General features: G+C 60.4%; 18 protein-coding genes. 5 read left to right on the top strand and 13 right to left on the bottom strand.

Annotation, left to right across the window (positions count from 1 at the left end; all coding sequences use genetic code 11):
• Positions 1-313: 313 nt before the first annotated feature.
• From KGA82_RS24170 to KGA82_RS24180, 3 genes are all read right to left on the bottom strand, one after another.
• Complete coding sequence (locus tag KGA82_RS24170; RefSeq protein ID WP_223452700.1) at positions 314-520, bottom strand: hypothetical protein; 207 nt, start codon at positions 518-520, stop codon at positions 314-316.
• A 19-nt stretch (positions 521-539) separates the two neighbouring features.
• On the bottom strand, positions 540-746 hold the full coding sequence (locus KGA82_RS24175) for a DUF6021 family protein (RefSeq protein WP_008033692.1): 207 nt from the start codon (positions 744-746) through the stop codon (positions 540-542).
• A gap of 96 nt (positions 747-842) precedes the next feature.
• On the bottom strand, positions 843-1,571 hold the full coding sequence (locus KGA82_RS24180; RefSeq protein ID WP_223452701.1) for a peptidase C39 family protein: 729 nt from the start codon (positions 1,569-1,571) through the stop codon (positions 843-845).
• Between the two features lie 167 nt (positions 1,572-1,738).
• Between KGA82_RS24180 and KGA82_RS24185 the strand changes: the two genes are divergently transcribed.
• On the top strand, positions 1,739-1,909 hold the full coding sequence (locus KGA82_RS24185; protein WP_223452702.1) for a hypothetical protein: 171 nt from the start codon (positions 1,739-1,741) through the stop codon (positions 1,907-1,909).
• 81 nt (positions 1,910-1,990) lie between these two features.
• Here KGA82_RS24185 and KGA82_RS24190 read toward each other — a convergent pair whose 3' ends face one another.
• Positions 1,991-2,740 carry a TerC family protein gene (locus tag KGA82_RS24190; RefSeq protein WP_008044163.1) on the bottom strand — a complete coding sequence of 250 codons (750 nt, stop codon included), beginning with the start codon at positions 2,738-2,740 and terminating at the stop codon, positions 1,991-1,993.
• A 29-nt stretch (positions 2,741-2,769) separates the two neighbouring features.
• Complete coding sequence (locus KGA82_RS24195) at positions 2,770-3,012, bottom strand: hypothetical protein (RefSeq protein ID WP_008044162.1); 243 nt, start codon at positions 3,010-3,012, stop codon at positions 2,770-2,772.
• Between the two features lie 135 nt (positions 3,013-3,147).
• Here KGA82_RS24195 and nhaR point away from each other — a divergent pair, with 135 nt between their 5' ends.
• Positions 3,148-4,047, top strand: a complete 900-nt coding sequence (gene nhaR / locus KGA82_RS24200) for a transcriptional activator NhaR (protein WP_008033698.1) — start codon at positions 3,148-3,150, stop codon at positions 4,045-4,047.
• Positions 4,048-4,050: 3 nt separating this feature from the next.
• Here nhaR and KGA82_RS24205 read toward each other — a convergent pair whose 3' ends face one another.
• On the bottom strand, positions 4,051-5,205 hold the full coding sequence (locus tag KGA82_RS24205; RefSeq protein WP_008033699.1) for an MFS transporter: 1,155 nt from the start codon (positions 5,203-5,205) through the stop codon (positions 4,051-4,053).
• Positions 5,206-5,484: 279 nt separating this feature from the next.
• On the opposite strand from KGA82_RS24205, the gene sstT reads away from it, so the two are divergent.
• Positions 5,485-6,717, top strand: coding sequence for a serine/threonine transporter SstT (sstT, locus tag KGA82_RS24210; RefSeq protein WP_008033700.1), 1,233 nt, complete (start codon positions 5,485-5,487; stop codon positions 6,715-6,717).
• A 988-nt stretch (positions 6,718-7,705) separates the two neighbouring features.
• On the opposite strand, the gene KGA82_RS24215 is transcribed toward sstT, so the two are convergent.
• The 5 genes from KGA82_RS24215 to KGA82_RS24235 are packed head-to-tail and all read right to left on the bottom strand — an operon-like array spanning position 7,706 to position 11,818.
• The gene (locus KGA82_RS24215; protein WP_008030762.1) at positions 7,706-8,215 is read right to left on the bottom strand and encodes a DUF1993 family protein; all 510 of its coding nucleotides are present in this window, start codon (positions 8,213-8,215) and stop codon (positions 7,706-7,708) included.
• Positions 8,216-8,255: 40 nt separating this feature from the next.
• Entirely contained in the window at positions 8,256-9,776 is a 1,521-nt protein-coding gene (locus KGA82_RS24220; RefSeq protein ID WP_223452703.1) for an ArnT family glycosyltransferase, read from the bottom strand.
• A gap of 3 nt (positions 9,777-9,779) precedes the next feature.
• Positions 9,780-10,058, bottom strand: a complete 279-nt coding sequence (locus tag KGA82_RS24225; RefSeq protein ID WP_008030764.1) for a lipid-A-disaccharide synthase N-terminal domain-containing protein — start codon at positions 10,056-10,058, stop codon at positions 9,780-9,782.
• On the bottom strand, positions 10,055-10,795 hold the full coding sequence (locus tag KGA82_RS24230) for a glycosyltransferase family 2 protein (protein WP_223437868.1): 741 nt from the start codon (positions 10,793-10,795) through the stop codon (positions 10,055-10,057). Before KGA82_RS24230 ends, KGA82_RS24225 begins: the two co-directional genes overlap by 4 nt.
• A 45-nt stretch (positions 10,796-10,840) precedes the next feature.
• Positions 10,841-11,818, bottom strand: a complete 978-nt coding sequence (locus KGA82_RS24235; RefSeq protein WP_223452704.1) for an NAD-dependent epimerase — start codon at positions 11,816-11,818, stop codon at positions 10,841-10,843.
• Positions 11,819-12,127: 309 nt separating this feature from the next.
• On the opposite strand from KGA82_RS24235, the gene KGA82_RS24240 reads away from it, so the two are divergent.
• The gene (locus tag KGA82_RS24240) at positions 12,128-12,775 is read left to right on the top strand and encodes a YceH family protein (protein ID WP_008030770.1); all 648 of its coding nucleotides are present in this window, start codon (positions 12,128-12,130) and stop codon (positions 12,773-12,775) included.
• A 129-nt stretch (positions 12,776-12,904) separates the two neighbouring features.
• On the opposite strand, the gene KGA82_RS24245 is transcribed toward KGA82_RS24240, so the two are convergent.
• Both KGA82_RS24245 and KGA82_RS24250 read right to left on the bottom strand, forming a co-directional pair.
• A complete protein-coding gene (locus KGA82_RS24245) occupies positions 12,905-13,423 on the bottom strand; it encodes a cupin domain-containing protein (protein ID WP_008042813.1) in 519 nt (172 codons plus the stop codon).
• Between the two features lie 215 nt (positions 13,424-13,638).
• Positions 13,639-14,457, bottom strand: coding sequence for a shikimate 5-dehydrogenase (locus KGA82_RS24250; protein ID WP_223452705.1), 819 nt, complete (start codon positions 14,455-14,457; stop codon positions 13,639-13,641).
• A 245-nt stretch (positions 14,458-14,702) separates the two neighbouring features.
• Between KGA82_RS24250 and KGA82_RS24255 the strand changes: the two genes are divergently transcribed.
• Positions 14,703-15,068, top strand: coding sequence for a hypothetical protein (locus KGA82_RS24255; protein ID WP_008030776.1), 366 nt, complete (start codon positions 14,703-14,705; stop codon positions 15,066-15,068).
• The last annotated feature ends 281 nt before the right edge of the window (positions 15,069-15,349 follow it).

The following is a 15,349-nucleotide window of genomic DNA, read 5'->3' on the forward strand; positions in this document are numbered from 1 at the left end:
ACTGAAGAGCCAGGTCGGCTTTCAGGCCGCCTCGGCGGCTGTGGCGGTAGTCGCCCCCTCGAGAGGCCGAGTGGAGGTTCTGCGTAGTGGGCAACCCGGCATGGATGCCGGGTTAGCCGCCCCCGGCCATGGATGGCCGATGGCGGCGGGCCCACGGAGCAGGACCGGAGCGAGGCACCGAACGAAAGGGGCAGAAGCGCTTTGGTTACTTTCGCGCTTTTCGAAAGTGACTCGCCGTAAGGGCGAAACCAATAGCCGCCGTTACCGCAATAACGGATATACCCCCAACCCACTGAACGCCAAACCGAAAACCTCAATCATTCGGCAACGGCATCTGATCATCATCCGGAATACCATCCCCCGCACTCGGATCCCTTGGCCTCACCACCGGCCTCACCACCGGCCTGACCAACGGATCACGCATCGGACTGTCCGGATCCATCACAGGATCAATATCATCCTCCACAGTGGTTGGAACACTGTCCGGACGCTTGTCGTCAAAACTCGAATCAGTAGACATACGCACCTCACACTGAATGTCAGGGTTTCAAATTCGCGAGCGGGTCGTAAGGTTTGGCGGGAGCCTTGCCCGCCTCGCCCGGTTTAACGTCCCTGGGCGCCCTGGCAGGTCCGATGGGGTCGACCTGAGGGTCGGCAAGGTCCGGTGAATCCGGATCGAAACCCAACTCATTGCCTGAAGAATGCTCGGACGAGTGCGGGCCGGAGGGTGAAGTGGGATGTGTCATGGGCGCCTCCTTGGAACGGACCCGGAAACATCCGGGCCCTTATCCTTTAAAGGCCAATCGCAAGTGGCAGTGCCGGGCAGATGACGAACGGGAAGCTTACGGCGAAGTCAGCGCCTTCTTCGCACGTGCAGCGGCCTGCTCCTGGCCGGCCTGAGCCAGATCATTCGCCGCTTTCAACCAACGCGACTGATCAACGTTGGCCGGAATCTGCTCCGGTTTCTGGATCAGCACCGCCCAACCACCCGCATCCTTGAACGACGACTCAAACGAGCTGAAGCTCATCAACTCCCGACGATTCATTCCCGAGCGCAGCAGCACAGTCCGCTTCTGACGGTTGTACCCGGCAAGAATGGCGTAACGCGGTTCAGCCCAGAACGCCGAGCCTTCAGTGAAGCGCACCATCACCGGGTAACCCGCCGCAACCTGGGTCAGCAGCGCAGGCAAATGGCTGTCGAGTGGGTAAACGACCATCCCGTACTCGCGGGCGAGGTTCTGCATGTTCTGCTGCAATTGCGCTTCGGCGCCCGGCAGGTGCAAAGGCTTTTCGAGCAACCCCGGGGTAATCACGATGCCCTGCTGGGCCAACAGACTGGCCAGCACCTGGGGCCCGCTTTGAAAGCTTTGCCCACGGTAGAACGTCCCGCTGAGTTCCACGCGTTCCGGCAGACGCTTGACCTCCGGCGCCACACTGCCCGCGCAGCCAGCCAGACCTGCAACACAGCCAGCAATCAGGGCTGCCGTTCGAATTCGCGAAAATACCCGCACCATCATCACTCTCTTGTTCAGACGCCAGGTGTCCGTGCTCCCGGCTTGGCCGTTGATCATAGGACGCCGCGCGACAGCGGTATAGCCTTAACCGGCAGTTGATTGCGTTCGATAGAGCGAACTGATTGGTCGGCACCGACCTTTGGTCAATAGCCTGCAACATGGCAGCGACTAGACTGTCACTTGCAAAGCGTGTGTGCCCGAAGCAGGGCGAAGAGGAGGCACTGATGAGCCTGACAATGACCATTGTGATGTTGATTTTCAGTTGGCTGGCTGTTGCCGCCGCCATGTTGTGGGGAGTCCTGCGAATTGCCCGCCGACACCATCACCACCCCGCCCAGCCGGCTCGGGTAACGAAAACCGATAAACCAGGTGCACGTCACGCCACCGCGCACTGACGGGCACTTTTTACTACCCCGAATACAAACGGCCGCCTGGACTCTTGCGAGTGCAGGCGGCCGTTTTCGTTTCAGCCCAGGTTACGCTTCAGCGGCAATTCGCTTCTGCTTGGCCCGTCGCGACATCATGTTCAAGCCTTCAATCGTTGCCGAGAACGCCATGGCTGCGTAGACGTAGCCTTTCGGTACGTGGGCGCCGAAGCCTTCGGCGATCAGCGTCATGCCGATCATGATCAGGAAGCCCAGCGCCAGCATCACCACCGTCGGGTTGTCGTTGATGAACTTGGCCAATGGGTCAGCCGCCAACAACATCACCAGCACCGACACCACCACCGCGATGATCATGATCGGCAAATGCTCGGTCATGCCGACAGCGGTAATGATGCTGTCGATGGAGAACACCATGTCCAGCATCAGGATCTGACCGATCGCGGCAGCAAAGCCCAGGGTCACGGTCGAGGTCGCCGACTTCGGATCTTCCGGCGCCGGGTCCATGCTGTGATGGATCTCGGTGGTCGCCTTCCACAACAGGAACAGGCCGCCGGCGATCAGGATCATGTCCTTCCAGGAGAACGCGTGGCCGAGGATCTCGATCACCGGCTCAGTCAACTGGACGATGAACGCGATGGTGCTCAGCAGTGCCAGTCGCAGGATCAGCGCCATGCCGATACCGATGCGCCGCGCCTTCTGCCGATGCTGTTCCGGCAGTTTGTTGGTCAGGATCGAGATGAAGATCAGGTTATCGATGCCGAGCACGATTTCCATCACCACCAGCGTGGCCAGGGCGACCCAGGCGGTGGGGCTTGCAGCAAGTTCTAAAAGGTATTCCATGGGTCAGTCCTGACTCGTTTTAAGACGGTTTAGATTTCCTGGGACGACGATTCGGTTTTCTCTTTGTCGTCGCCCGATGATTCTTTCTTGCTGATCAACCCGCTGGTGGCATCGCTGAGCGCTTGCTCGGCGGCTTTGTGGGTGTCGTCAATCGCTTGCTTGGCGGATTCGGCAGCCTTGCCCATCAGTTGCTGAGCGCTTTTTTCGGCCTGGTCGCAACCGGCCAGCACCAGTAAAGACGCAATCAACAGTGCCGTGGTTTTAAGCTTCATGATGCTTTCCTCGATAGAACAAAACGGGCCGAAACGATGGCCCGTTGATAGCGAGGCATTCTAGGGAGGCAAACACTTCAGGAAAATTCGTATTTTTAGCGGTTATACTTCGGTTTTCACGAACTGTAGGTCGCCATGCTCAACTATCGACAACTGCATTACTTCTGGGTCGTGGCCAAGACCGGCAGCATCGTGCGCGCCTGCGAACAGCTGAACCTGACGCCGCAAACCATCAGCGGGCAGATTTCCTTGCTCGAACAAACGTATGGCATCGAGTTGTTTCGTCGGGTCGGCCGACAGCTGGAACTCACCGAAGCTGGACGCCAGACCCTGCCCTACGCCGAGCAGATGTTTCAGCTCGGTGGTGAATTGGAGCTGATGCTGCGGGCGCAACCCAATGAGCAACAGATTCTGTTTCGGGTTGGCGTGGCTGATGTGGTGCCCAAATCCATCGTCTATCGCCTGATCGCGCCGACCATGGAGCTGAGCGAACCGCTGCGCATTACCTGCCGCGAAGACAAACTCGAACGCTTGCTCGCCGACCTGGCGATTCAACGCCTGGACCTGGTGATTTCCGACAGCCCGATGCCGTCGCACCTCGACATCAAGGGCTACAGCCAGAAACTCGGGGAATGCGGAATCAGTTTCTTCGCCACCGCCGAACTGGCGGCGCAGTACGGCCAGGATTTCCCGCGCAGCCTGCACGGCGCACCGCTGCTGATTCCGGGGCCGGAAACCGTGGTGCGCAGTCGTTTGCAACGCTGGTTTGCCGAGCAGCAGATTCAGCCGCGCATCGTCGGCGAGTTCGACGACAGCGCGTTGATGCAGGCCTTCGGTCAGTCCGGCAGCGGAATTTTCATCGGCCCGAGCGTGATTGCCGATGAAGTGAAGCGTCAGTGCGGCGTGGAATTGATTGGCCAGACCGACGCCGTGACCGAGTCGTTCTACGCCATTTCGGTGGAGCGCAAGGTCAAGCACCCCGGCATCGTTGCGATTACCGAAGGTGCCCGACGCGAGCTGTTCACCGAGATATGAGGGTCAGGCGCAGACTTCGCGGGGTTTGAAGGTCATCAGCGCCATGGCCAACAGGATCGAGATCAGAATAAAACCGGCCGCCGCAAAGCCAAGCCCACCCAGGCCAACGCTGTCGATCACCCGACCGCCGACCATCGCGCCCAGACCGATGCCGAGGTTGGCGCCGGCGATGTTCAGCGACGCGGCAAACGCCGGTGCTTCAGGTGCGGCTTTCATCAAACGCACATGGCTGACCAGGAACAACGCCGCTTGTGTCACGCCCCAAATGCCCATTGCCGCCGCCAGACCCAGCGGCGAATGGATGTTCGGAACCAGCGTCACCATGCCGGCGATCATGAACGCGCAGAACGTCACGGAAGCGATCAGCGGATGACGATCCACCGCGCGACCGCCCAGCGAGTTGCCGATCAGGCCCACCGCGCCGAAGCCCATCAGGCACCAACCCACCACGGTGCCGTTGAAACCGGCCAGCCGCTCAAGAATGTCAGCCAGATAGGTGTAAGCGGTAAACATGCCGCTGAACACCAGGATCGACAGCAACACGTGCCCGATCATCAACGGGCTGCGCAGGATCTTGAACTGCGAACGGAAGCTCACCTGATGCTGGTGCAGACTGGTTTTCGGCAGGTAGATAAACAGCAGCAACGCCTTGGCAAACGCGATCACCGCCAGAATGCCGAAGGCGCTGCGCCAGCCGAACGCATCGGAAATCAACGTACCCACCGGAATACCGAACACCGTTGCGCAAACGATGCCGAAACCGATCTTGGCAATGGCGCGTCCGGCGTAATCCGGCCCGACGATGTCCACCGCCGTCTCACTGGCCAGGGCCCAGAACACCGGCAGCCCGAGCGCGGGGATCAACCGCGCAACGGCCATTACCCAGATGTTCGGCGCAAACGCCGCGAGGGTGTTGGCCAGACCGAACATGATCAACACCGAGATGAACAGCTTGCGCCGTTCGAACCGGGCGAAGTACGCGGTCAGGAACGGCCCGAACGCGGCGACAGTGAAGGCGAACAACGTCACCAGCAAACCGGCCTGGGGGATGGTCACTTCAAGATCCCGGGCGATTGCCGGCAACAGGCCGACGATGATGAATTCCGTGGTCAGCACCGTGAAACCGGCGGCGGACAACAGAAGGATGGGCAACAGCATGCAGAACTCCAGAAAACGACAACACCAGCGATAGCCCGAAGGCTCACTGGCAGACATGAAAATGAGGATGCGCAATCTTAACAGAGTGTTTCCAAAGGCGGTTGCACGAACCTGCACATCGCGTTTAGCAGGCGGGTGGCAGATCGTCACAGGTCTGAGGGATGCGGACGACGCTGTGATAAAGTCCGCGCCCTGCGATTCGTACACCCTGTTCATCCGCCCTTTAATGGCCGCGATGTCGCGACACCCCGCACCTAATAAAATCAGAGATGCCGTTTTATGACTGCTTCATCCCCTTCGCTATTGCAACGCTTGAAACGCTTGAGCCTGGTTACGCAAATCATCATCGGCCTGCTCGCCGGGATTGCCCTGGCGCTGGTTGCGCCGGACGTGGCGAAGTCCACTGCGTTCATCGGCAAAGTGTTCGTCTCGGCGCTGAAAGCCGTCGCGCCGATTCTGGTGTTCGTGCTGGTCATGGCGTCGATCGCCAACCACAAGCACGGCCAGGAAACCCACATTCGCCCAATTCTGTTTCTGTACTTGCTGGGCACGTTTGCGGCGGCCGTGGTCGCGGTCGTGGCCAGCATGATGTTCCCGTCGAGCCTGGTGCTGTCCACCCACGACGTCGCGGTGACGGCGCCGGGCGGTATCGGCGAAGTGCTGCAAAGTCTGCTGCTGAGCGTGGTGGATAACCCGGTCAGCGCGCTGATGAATGCCAATTTCATCGGCATTCTGGCGTGGGCCATCGGCATGGGCGTCGCCATTCGCCACGCCGGTGACACCACGCGTGAAGTGCTCGGCGACTTGTCCAACGGCGTGACCCTGATCGTGCGCCTGGTGATCCGTTTTGCGCCGCTGGGGATTTTCGGCCTGGTGGCGTCGACCCTCGCCACTTCCGGTTTCGGTGCCTTGATCGGCTACGCGCATCTGCTGGCGGTGTTGCTGGGTTGCATGCTGTTTGTGGCGCTGGTGATGAACCCGGTGATCGTGTTCTGGAAGCTGCGTCGCAACCCGTATCCGCTGGTGATCATGTGTTTGCGTGAAAGTGGCATTACGGCGTTTTTCACCCGCAGCTCGGCGGCGAATATTCCGGTCAATCTGGAACTGAGCAAGCGCCTGGGTCTGCATGAGGACACTTATTCGGTTTCGATTCCGCTGGGTGCGACGATCAACATGGCGGGGGCTGCGATCACCATTACCGTACTGACCCTGGCGGCTGTGCATACGCTGGGTATTGCCGTGGACATTCCGACGGCCATCTTGCTGAGTGTCGTTGCGGCGATTTGTGCCTGTGGCGCTTCGGGTGTGGCGGGCGGTTCGTTGTTGCTGATTCCACTGGCGTGCAGTCTGTTCGGCATTCCGAGCGAGATCGCGATGCAGGTGGTGGCGGTTGGTTTCATTATTGGTGTGTTGCAGGATTCGGCGGAGACTGCGCTGAATTCTTCGACTGATGTGTTGTTTACGGCGGCGGCTTGTTTGGGTGAGGACGAGAAGGCTCAGCGTTTGGCGTGACGCGTGGTTTGGTGGTTTGGTTTGGGGGCATATCCGTTTCTTCGGTAACGGCGGCTATTGGTTTCGCTTTTACAGCGAGTCACTTTGGAAAAGCCCCAAAGTAACCAAAGGGCTCTTGCCCCTTTCGTTCGGTGCCTCGCTAATGCTCGGCATACCCTCGCTCCGGTCCTGCTCCGTGGGCCCGCCGCCATCGGCCATCCATGGCCGGGGGCGGCTAACCCGGCATCCATGCCGGGTTGCCCACTGCGCAGAACCTCCACTCGGCCTCTCGAGGGGGCGCTCAGATCAAAAGCGGAAGGCGAGCTAACGCTCGGCCTGATGAGTGGTGGAAATCAAAAGCAAACGCGATTCCCTGTAGGAGCGAGGCTTGCCCGCGAAAAACGACCGGACAACGCGTTCATTCAGACAGCCCGCGTTATCGTTGACGTCCATCGCCAGCAAGCTGGCTCCTACAAGGGAAATGCGTAGGTGTCTGGATAAATACGATCCCCTGTAGGAGCCGGCTTGCTGGCGATAGCGGTGGGTCAGTCAACGTATGTATTGGCTGGACGGACGCCATCGCCAGCAAGCCGGCTCCTACAGGGGATAGGTGTACATATCCGGAATGAGGGAACGCGCGCACCAAAGAGCCAGGTCGGCTTTCAGGCCGCCTCGGCTGCGGTGGCGGTAGTCGCCCCCTCGAGAGGCCGAGTGGAGGTTCTGCGCAGTGGGCAACCCGGCATGGATGGCCGATGGCGGCGGGCCCACGGAGCAGGACCGGAGCGAGGGCATGCCGAGCATTAGCGAGGCACCGAACGAAAGGGGCAAGAGCCCTTTGGTTACTTTGGGGCTTTTCCAAAGTGACTCGCCGTAAGGGCGAAACCAATAGCCGCCGCAACCGAAAAAACGGATATGTCCCCAGACAAAAAACCAAAAGCCCACTCCCACAAGAACAATAAAAAGCCCGCCAAGGCGCAAACCTTGGCGGGCTTTTTTGTACCCGGGCGGTTTAGAACGCGCCCATGTAATCGCGCTTGCCCACTTCCACACCGTTATGACGCAGCAATGCGTAAGCGGTAGTGACGTGGAAGAAGAACTGCGGCAGACCGTAGCTCAGCAAGTAAGCCTGGCCGCTGAAGCGCTTCTCTTTCGGCGTGCCCTGACGGGTGATGATCTCGATGCCTTCCTTGCCATTGATCTGCTCAGGCTTGATCTCGCCGATGTAGGCCAGAACCTTGGTCAGCAGCGCTTGCAGCTCGGCGAAGGTGGTTTCAGTGTCGTCGTACTTCGGCACTTCGATCTCGGCCAGACGCGAAGAAACACCCTTGGCGAAATCAACGGCGATCTGCACCTGACGCACCAGCGGGAACATGTCCGGGTACAGACGGGCTTGCAGGAAAGCGTTCGGATCAATGTTCTTGGCGGTGGCGTGGGCTTCAGCCTTGTTCAGAACGTCGCTCAGGGCGTTGAGCATTTGTTTGAAAACAGGGACGGAAGCGTCGTACAGGGAAATGGTCATGGCAGTCTCGTGTGGTGACAGGAGTAAAACGTGGGGTCGATTATAGCGATGCACGGTCCCAGGTGAAGCGATAGATATGGGCCGGCGGACCAGGATGGCAATTGCCGTTGTCGGCGTCGGCACCGACGATCGACCATTGCGCCCGGGAGGTTTCGCCCAACTCGCGGGCAGCCTGCGGATTGAAGCACTGACCGAGCTGATCATCCGGCACCAACGCGTACGCCTGAGGATGTTCACGCAACCACTGCGCCGCCTGCTCGACCGTTGAACCGATCATGCCGAAATGCACGATCGGCTGCCTTGCGAACAACCAATGGCCCTCGCGCCAGTGGACCAACACCAGGTCTGCGCCCCGAGTCATGGTCGCCGCCTGCGCCATCAACGCCTCGTGGGGATTGGCGCCGTCCTTGACCGGCTCGATGAACCCTCGGGCAAACCACAGCGTGAACCAGAGCACCGCCACCCCCTGAAAAATCCGCCACCCCAGCTGGCGTTGACGGAACCAGCGCTTGAACAGCCACGGAATCAGCGGCGCGGCGACCAGCACCAATCCCGGCAGTGCCGGATAAATGTACAACTTGCGCTTGCCGCTGCTCAGGCAGAAAAACAGCACCACCAGCACCACCCAACCCAGCAGCACCAACACGCGACCATCGCGCTTGCGTAATTGCCGGCGCCAGGCGGGGATCAGCCACGGCAGCGCGAGCACCAGCGGCAACCAATATTGCGGAATGACGCTGACGAAGAAGTACCAGAACGGCTCCCGGTGATCCCAGGCAGCCGCATAACGCCCCGCCGTCTGGCGCAGCAGGATTTCCCGCACGTAGGCAATTTCCTCAGCACCGCCATTGAGCACGATCGACAGCGCCAAGGGCAGCAGCCAGATGCCCACGGCACCGAGCAGCACCACAACACCCAGGCACCATTTGCGCGCTTCGCCCGGCATCGCCACCACGCCGGACCAACCTTTGCGCACCGCGTAGGCATACGGGATCAGCATCAACGCCGGCACAAAGCCGACCCCTTTGGTGATCACGCCGATCCCCATCGCCGCGCAGCCCACGTAAAACCAGCGCCAGGCCGGCCCCAGCAGCAGGTGTCGGGCCAGACCGTACAGGCCCAGCGAGGTGAACAGGATCAGAAAACTGTCGATCTGGCCGGTGCGCAGAATGCTGTAGGTCTGATAGGTCGCCAGGTACAGCAGCGCGGCCGTCCGACCGGCTCGTTGGTTCCAAAGCTTGCGACCCAAGTCGTAGAGCATCGCCGTGACCGAGGTGGCAGACAGCAGCCCCGGCACGTAAAGGGCAATGGCGGGCATCCCGGTGATCCAGGTGAAAAACGCCACGGTCCACATGAATATCGGTGGTTTATCGCCGTAAATCTCGGCGGCGCGATGGGGAATCAACCACGACCCGTTGTGCAGCATTTCCAGCGCCACGCCGAGGAACCGCTCCTCGTCCACATTCTGCGGCTGGCGCAACCCGAGCCCCGCGCCGACCAGCAACAGAGCAAGCAGCATCAGCCCCAGGCATTCGATGCCGGGTGAAAGGGTTCGGCGCATGGGTCAGTCCTTCAAGGTTTTGCTGCGGGCAATCAATTGCAGGTTGCGCAAATAGACGATGGAACCGAACGCCTGGCCGATGATGAACACCGGGTCCTGTCGATAGATGGCGTACGCGAACAACAGTGCGCTGCCGATGATGCTCAGGTACCAGAAGCTCACCGGTATCACGCTGCGTTTTTTGTATTCGCTGTACAGCCACTGCAGGACAAAGCGTCCGGTGAAGGCGATCTGGCCGCTGAATCCGACCACCAGCCACAGGGTTTCGCGGGACAGATTCATCCTTCGATCTCCTGCGGCCGGGTGTTCAGACGTGTGCGCCGGATCAGCCACCAGACACCGATCAGGTCGAGAATCCCCACCAGCGCGCGGTCGATGTTGCCGTATTTGGAGACACCGGCCGTGCGCGGTCGATGATTGACCGGGTGGGTGAGCATGCGGCCGTTGTGGCGCTGGATCAGCGCGGGGATGAAGCGGTGCATATGGTCGAAGTACGGCAAACGCAGGAACGCCGCACGCTGGATCAGTTTCAACCCGCAGCCGGTGTCCGGCGTCTGATCCTTGAGCATGCGTCGGCGCAACCCGTTGGCAAACCGCGAAGCCCAGCGCTTGCTGGCAGTGTCGCGACGGTTGACCCGGTGCCCGGCGACCAATTGCAGGTCGGCGGCTGCCGGCTCACGGCGCACCAGCGCCAGCATGCCGGGGATGTCCGCAGGGTCGTTTTGCCCGTCACCATCGAGGGTTGCCAGCCATTGGCCACGAGCGGCGAGCGCGGCGTGATAGAGCGACGTGCTCTGCCCCAACGAACGTTCATGTTGCAGGATGCGCAGCGTGTTCAGCCCGTTTTGCCGGGTCTGCCGCAACGCCTGCAACGTGGTGTCAGTGCTGCCATCGTCGACGACGATGACTTCATACGCTTCATCCGCCAGCGCGACGCGGATTTCTTCCAGCAGCGCGGTGAGATTGCTCGCTTCGTTCTTTGCCGGAATCAGCACGGATACAAATAAGTCCTGGCTCATGGAGGCCCCTGTTTTCCTGAATTTTTATGTTCGAAGATCAACGCTTCAGCGCTGATAAAAGTGGCGATACCACTTCACGAATTGCCCGACGCCGGCCTCGACCGTCACGTGCGGACGAAAATCGACCCACTGCGCCAATGCCGACACATCCGCCCAGGTCCTGTGCACATCGCCCGCCTGCATCGGCATCAAGTTGCGCCGGGCAGGCCGGCCCAGCGCGGCCTCCAGGCATTCGACGAAATCCAGCAGCGCCACCGGCGTGCCGCGCCCGATGTTGAAAATCCGGTTGACGCCCTCCCCGGCGTTCTCCGGCAACGGCGGGCGTGGACGCAGGCGGACGATGCTTTCGACGATGTCGTCGATGTAGGTGAAATCCCGCGACATCAAGCCCTGGTTGTAGAGGTCGATGGGGCGATCGTTGAGGATCGCGTCGGTGAACTTGAACAGCGCCATGTCTGGGCGGCCCCAAGGTCCGTACACGGTAAAAAACCGCAGGCCGCTGGCCCGGAGCCCGTAGAGATGGCAGTAGCTGTGGGCCATCAGCTCATTGGCGCGCTTGCTCGCCGCGTACAGCGAAACCGGGTGATCGACGGCGTCTTCGACGCTGAATGGCAACTTGCTGTTGGTGCCGTACACCGAACTGCTCGAGGCATAAATCAGATGGTCCGGGCGATGGTGCCGGCAGGCCTCCAGCACATTCAAAAACCCTGTCAGGTTCGATTGCGCGTACACGTCCGGGTTGTCCAGCGAGTAGCGAACACCCGCCTGGGCCGCCAGATGGATGACATCTGTGAAGCGCTGATCCTTGAACAACGCCATCAAGGCAGGTTTGTCGACGATATCCAGCGTCTGGAAACGAAAGCCCGACAAGGCTCGCAGCTCCTTGAGCCGAGCGTGTTTGAGCGCCACGCTGTAGTAGTCGTTGAGGTTATCAATGCCGACCACTTCAAGGCCTTGCTCACACAGGCGCTTGACCGTGTGAAAACCGATGAAACCCGCGGCGCCGGTGACCAGTACGGTCATGGCAGGTGCGCGCCGATCAGCGCATTATTGCCAGTCGATTCCAACGTCAGCGTCATGCCTTGCTCCCGGTTGCAGTCAGTAAGGCCAGTGACGTCGTCGATACGCTCTGACGCCGCGCCCCTCAGGCGCGACCGTCATCGCGCGGCCATGCATACGGTGCCCGTCGAATTGTAAAAATCGCGTTATGGATTGATGTAGCTTTTATGACCATTGCCGGGGGACGCGACGAATTCAGTTGCCATTGGCGCCCGCCCATCTAAAGTGCATGCCAGCTGAAGAAGAATATGAATCAGGTAAGGACGCAGCATCATGAGCATTGAGCAAGAAACAACCTTCGACGAGCCACGGCTCAACAGCACAGAAATCCGCATTCTGGGTTCGCTGATCGAGAAACAGGCCACCAGCCCGGAAACCTATCCGCTGACCCTCAATGCCCTGGTGATTGCCTGCAACCAGAAAACCAGCCGCGAACCGGTGATGAACCTCACCCAGGGCCAGGTCGGCCAGAGCCTGCGCGCCCTCGAAGGTCGCGGCTTCGCCAAACTGGTGATGGGCAGTCGTGCCGACCGCTGGGAGCACAAGGTCGACAAGGCACTGGAACTGGTGCCGGCGCAGGTGATTCTGACGGGACTGCTGTTTTTGCGTGGTCCGCAGACGGTCAACGAACTGCTGACCCGCAGCGGCCGCATGCATGAGTTCGAAGATGCCGAGCAGGTTGTGCATCAGCTTGAACGGCTGATTGCGCGCGGTCTGGCGCTACTGATTCCGCGCCAGGCGGGGCAGCGTGAAGACCGCTACATGCATGCGCTGGGTGATCCGGCGGACATCGAAGCGATCCTCGCGGCGCGACAGAATCCGGTGGAGCGTGGTGGCGGCAGCGGCGTGTCGGTAGAACGCATCGAAGAGCTCGAAGCGCGGATTGCAGCGCTGGAAGAGCGCCTGGCACGCCTCGAGTAACCGCCACGATCTCCTGTAGGAGCGAGGCTTGCCCGCGAAGGCGATTTCCAATTCGACACAATGTTGGACGTTGAATTGCTTTCGCGGGCAAGTCGGATCGCCGCATCGCTCGCTCCCACAAAGGAAGTGCTACTCGCCGTCCCAGTAATCCACGCCATCGGCCTGTCTGGCGATGGCAACGAAGCCCGAGGCATTGCCTTCGGCATCGACCTTGAAGTCGTCCATCACCGCGTACTTGCCGGAGTCCGGGTATTCGCAGATTTCCGGCGATTGCTGGGTGCTGACCGCCAAATAGCGCAGTTCAGCCTTGCTGGTGTTGATGATCTGGTGCGCCGCTTCCGGACCGCCCGGCGGGCAGGCGATCACGTCACCGGCGCGGATCGGAAAACGCTCGGCGCCAAGACGAATCTCCCCTTCCCCCGCGACGACGTAGAACATCTCCTCGTTGACCCGATGACTGTGAAACGGGCTGCCGCGCATGCCCGGTTCCAGCACGTACAAGCGATAACCGAGCTTTTGCGCACCCAGTTGCTGACCGACGCGAGCCATCCGCTGTTGATAACGGCCGGCGGTTTCACCGGTGGGCGCGAGGGCTTCGGGCAGCGGTTCGAGTTCGACCTGATGCAGGTTGAGGATGGGGGGATGCATGGGAAACCTCGGGCACGGTTTGATGGGGTGGCAAGTCTTGTTTTGCTGGGGAGCAGTATAGGAAATTTGCTGCGACTGACTGGATACCGAGTCGCAGCCATCGCGAGCGGGCTCGCTCCCACATTTGATCGCATTTCTACTGGAAGCACTCGGTCGAATGTGGGAGCGAGCCCGCTCGCGATGAGGCCAGTACTGCCAACAAATAGCGGAAGGCCTCAACTGCGGGCGAATTCCACCGCCTTCTGAAACTGCTCCTGCGTCGGACGCACGCCGGTGTACAACACGAACTGCTCCAGCGCCTGGATCGCGATCACTTCCAGTCCGGTGATCACCCGCTTGCCTTCGGCACGTCCCTGCACGATCAGCGGTGTTTCCGAGGGGATCGCCACCACATCGAAGATAGTCTGCGCTGCTGCGATCGTTTGCGCATCGAACGCCAGGTGATCGGCCTCAGGCCCGCCGGTCATGCCGATCGGTGTCACGTTGATCAACATTTGCGGGCGCTGGCTGCCCAGTTCGGCTTGCCATTCATAGCCCAGCGATTCAGCCAGGGCACGTCCGGCGTGCTCGTTGCGCGCCACAATCAGGCCGTTCTGGTAGCCACCATCGCGCAGTGCACTGGCCACAGCCTTGGCCATGCCGCCGCTGCCGCGCAGGGCAAAAGTCGACGCCTTGGGCACCTGGTGGGTTTCCAGCAACTGAGCGATGGCGATGTAATCGGTGTTGTAAGCCTTGAGGTGGCCGTCCGTATTGACGATGGTGTTGATCGATTGAATCGCGGCAGCCGATGCGTCCAGTTCATCGACCAGCGCAATGCAGGCTTCCTTGAATGGCATCGACACGCCGCAGCCGCGAATCCCCAGGGCGCGGATGCCTGCGACGGCACCGGTCAGGTCCTGGCTGCGGAACGCCTTGTAGTAGAAATTCAGGCCAAGTTGTTCGTACAGATGATTGTGAAATCGCAGGCCAAAGTTCCCGGGGCGGCCCGACAGGGACATGCACAGCTGGGTGTCTTTGTTGGGGTTCATCTGCATGAAAAATCTCCTTCAATTGCACTTTCAGATGGACGGGATTAGCCATGCCATCGCGTTCTGATCGATCATATCCGCGTACCTGCTCGTGGCAGCGAAGTTGGTAAGGAAGCCGGTACAGACCTTACACAAAATTTACCCAACGGCTGTGCTGATTTTCAGAAATACGCTGTCTTAGAAGTATCCCCGCGACAATCCTTGGGTCTATTGCAGACGCAAGCGCCGGGTCGATGAACCGAGGAACTATCATGATCCGTAAAATCCCCACAGTTGCCTTGCTGATCGGTGCTCTTGCTATCGCAGGGCAGGCAGAAGCGCATGGCGGTGGCGGGTGGCAAGGTCCAGCGGTATTTGGCGCGATCGTTGGCTCGGCCATCGTCGGTTCGGCCATCATCAATAGCGGCCGGCCGGTTTATGTGCAGCAACCGGTTTACGTGCAGCCACAGCCGGTTTACGTGCAGCAACCGCCACCGGTTTATTACCAGCCGGCACCGGTTTATGTGCAACAACCGGGTTATTACGGCCCGCCGCCGGTCTACTACGGTCCTCCCCGTGGTTATTACGGCCCGCCACGCGGGTATTACGGGCCTCCCCATGGTTATGGCCGCTGGTAACAGGCTCGGGCGCTAACCGCGGGTTTTGACTGCGTTTATATCCATTATTTGGTGATGGCGGCTGGCGGTTTCGCCCTTACGGCGAGTCACTTGGAGAAGCGCCAAGTAACCAAGCGCTCTTGCCCCTTTCGTTCGGTGCCTCGCCTAGGCTCGGCATGCCCTCGCTCCGGTCCTGCTCCGTGGGCCCGCCGCCATCGGCCATCCATGGCCGGGGGCGGCTAACCCGGCATCCTTGCCGGGTTGCCCACTGCGCAGAACCTCCACTCGGCCTCTCGAGGGGG

The sequence above is a fragment of the Pseudomonas sp. BF-RE-22 genome, from assembly GCF_019956155.1.
In the GTDB taxonomy this organism is placed as follows: Bacteria; Pseudomonadota; Gammaproteobacteria; order Pseudomonadales; family Pseudomonadaceae; genus Aquipseudomonas; species Aquipseudomonas migulae.

Coding starts and splice junctions, on each gene's coding strand:
- KGA82_RS24185 (WP_223452702.1), top strand. CDS start 1,739: ATGAGCCTGACAATGACCATTGTGATGTTGATTTTCAGTTGGCTGGCT.
- KGA82_RS24175 (WP_008033692.1), bottom strand. CDS start 746: ATGACACATCCCACTTCACCCTCCGGCCCGCACTCGTCCGAGCATTCT.
- KGA82_RS24180 (WP_223452701.1), bottom strand. CDS start 1,571: ATGATCAACGGCCAAGCCGGGAGCACGGACACCTGGCGTCTGAACAAG.
- KGA82_RS24215 (WP_008030762.1), bottom strand. CDS start 8,215: ATGACCATTTCCCTGTACGACGCTTCCGTCCCTGTTTTCAAACAAATG.
- KGA82_RS24205 (WP_008033699.1), bottom strand. CDS start 5,205: ATGCTGTTGCCCATCCTTCTGTTGTCCGCCGCCGGTTTCACGGTGCTG.
- KGA82_RS24220 (WP_223452703.1), bottom strand. CDS start 9,776: ATGCGCCGAACCCTTTCACCCGGCATCGAATGCCTGGGGCTGATGCTG.
- KGA82_RS24240 (WP_008030770.1), top strand. CDS start 12,128: ATGAGCATTGAGCAAGAAACAACCTTCGACGAGCCACGGCTCAACAGC.
- sstT (WP_008033700.1), top strand. CDS start 5,485: ATGACTGCTTCATCCCCTTCGCTATTGCAACGCTTGAAACGCTTGAGC.
- KGA82_RS24255 (WP_008030776.1), top strand. CDS start 14,703: ATGATCCGTAAAATCCCCACAGTTGCCTTGCTGATCGGTGCTCTTGCT.
- KGA82_RS24245 (WP_008042813.1), bottom strand. CDS start 13,423: ATGCATCCCCCCATCCTCAACCTGCATCAGGTCGAACTCGAACCGCTG.
- KGA82_RS24235 (WP_223452704.1), bottom strand. CDS start 11,818: ATGACCGTACTGGTCACCGGCGCCGCGGGTTTCATCGGTTTTCACACG.
- nhaR (WP_008033698.1), top strand. CDS start 3,148: ATGCTCAACTATCGACAACTGCATTACTTCTGGGTCGTGGCCAAGACC.
- KGA82_RS24225 (WP_008030764.1), bottom strand. CDS start 10,058: ATGAATCTGTCCCGCGAAACCCTGTGGCTGGTGGTCGGATTCAGCGGC.
- KGA82_RS24250 (WP_223452705.1), bottom strand. CDS start 14,457: ATGCAGATGAACCCCAACAAAGACACCCAGCTGTGCATGTCCCTGTCG.
- KGA82_RS24195 (WP_008044162.1), bottom strand. CDS start 3,012: ATGAAGCTTAAAACCACGGCACTGTTGATTGCGTCTTTACTGGTGCTG.
- KGA82_RS24170 (WP_223452700.1), bottom strand. CDS start 520: ATGTCTACTGATTCGAGTTTTGACGACAAGCGTCCGGACAGTGTTCCA.
- KGA82_RS24230 (WP_223437868.1), bottom strand. CDS start 10,795: ATGAGCCAGGACTTATTTGTATCCGTGCTGATTCCGGCAAAGAACGAA.
- KGA82_RS24190 (WP_008044163.1), bottom strand. CDS start 2,740: ATGGAATACCTTTTAGAACTTGCTGCAAGCCCCACCGCCTGGGTCGCC.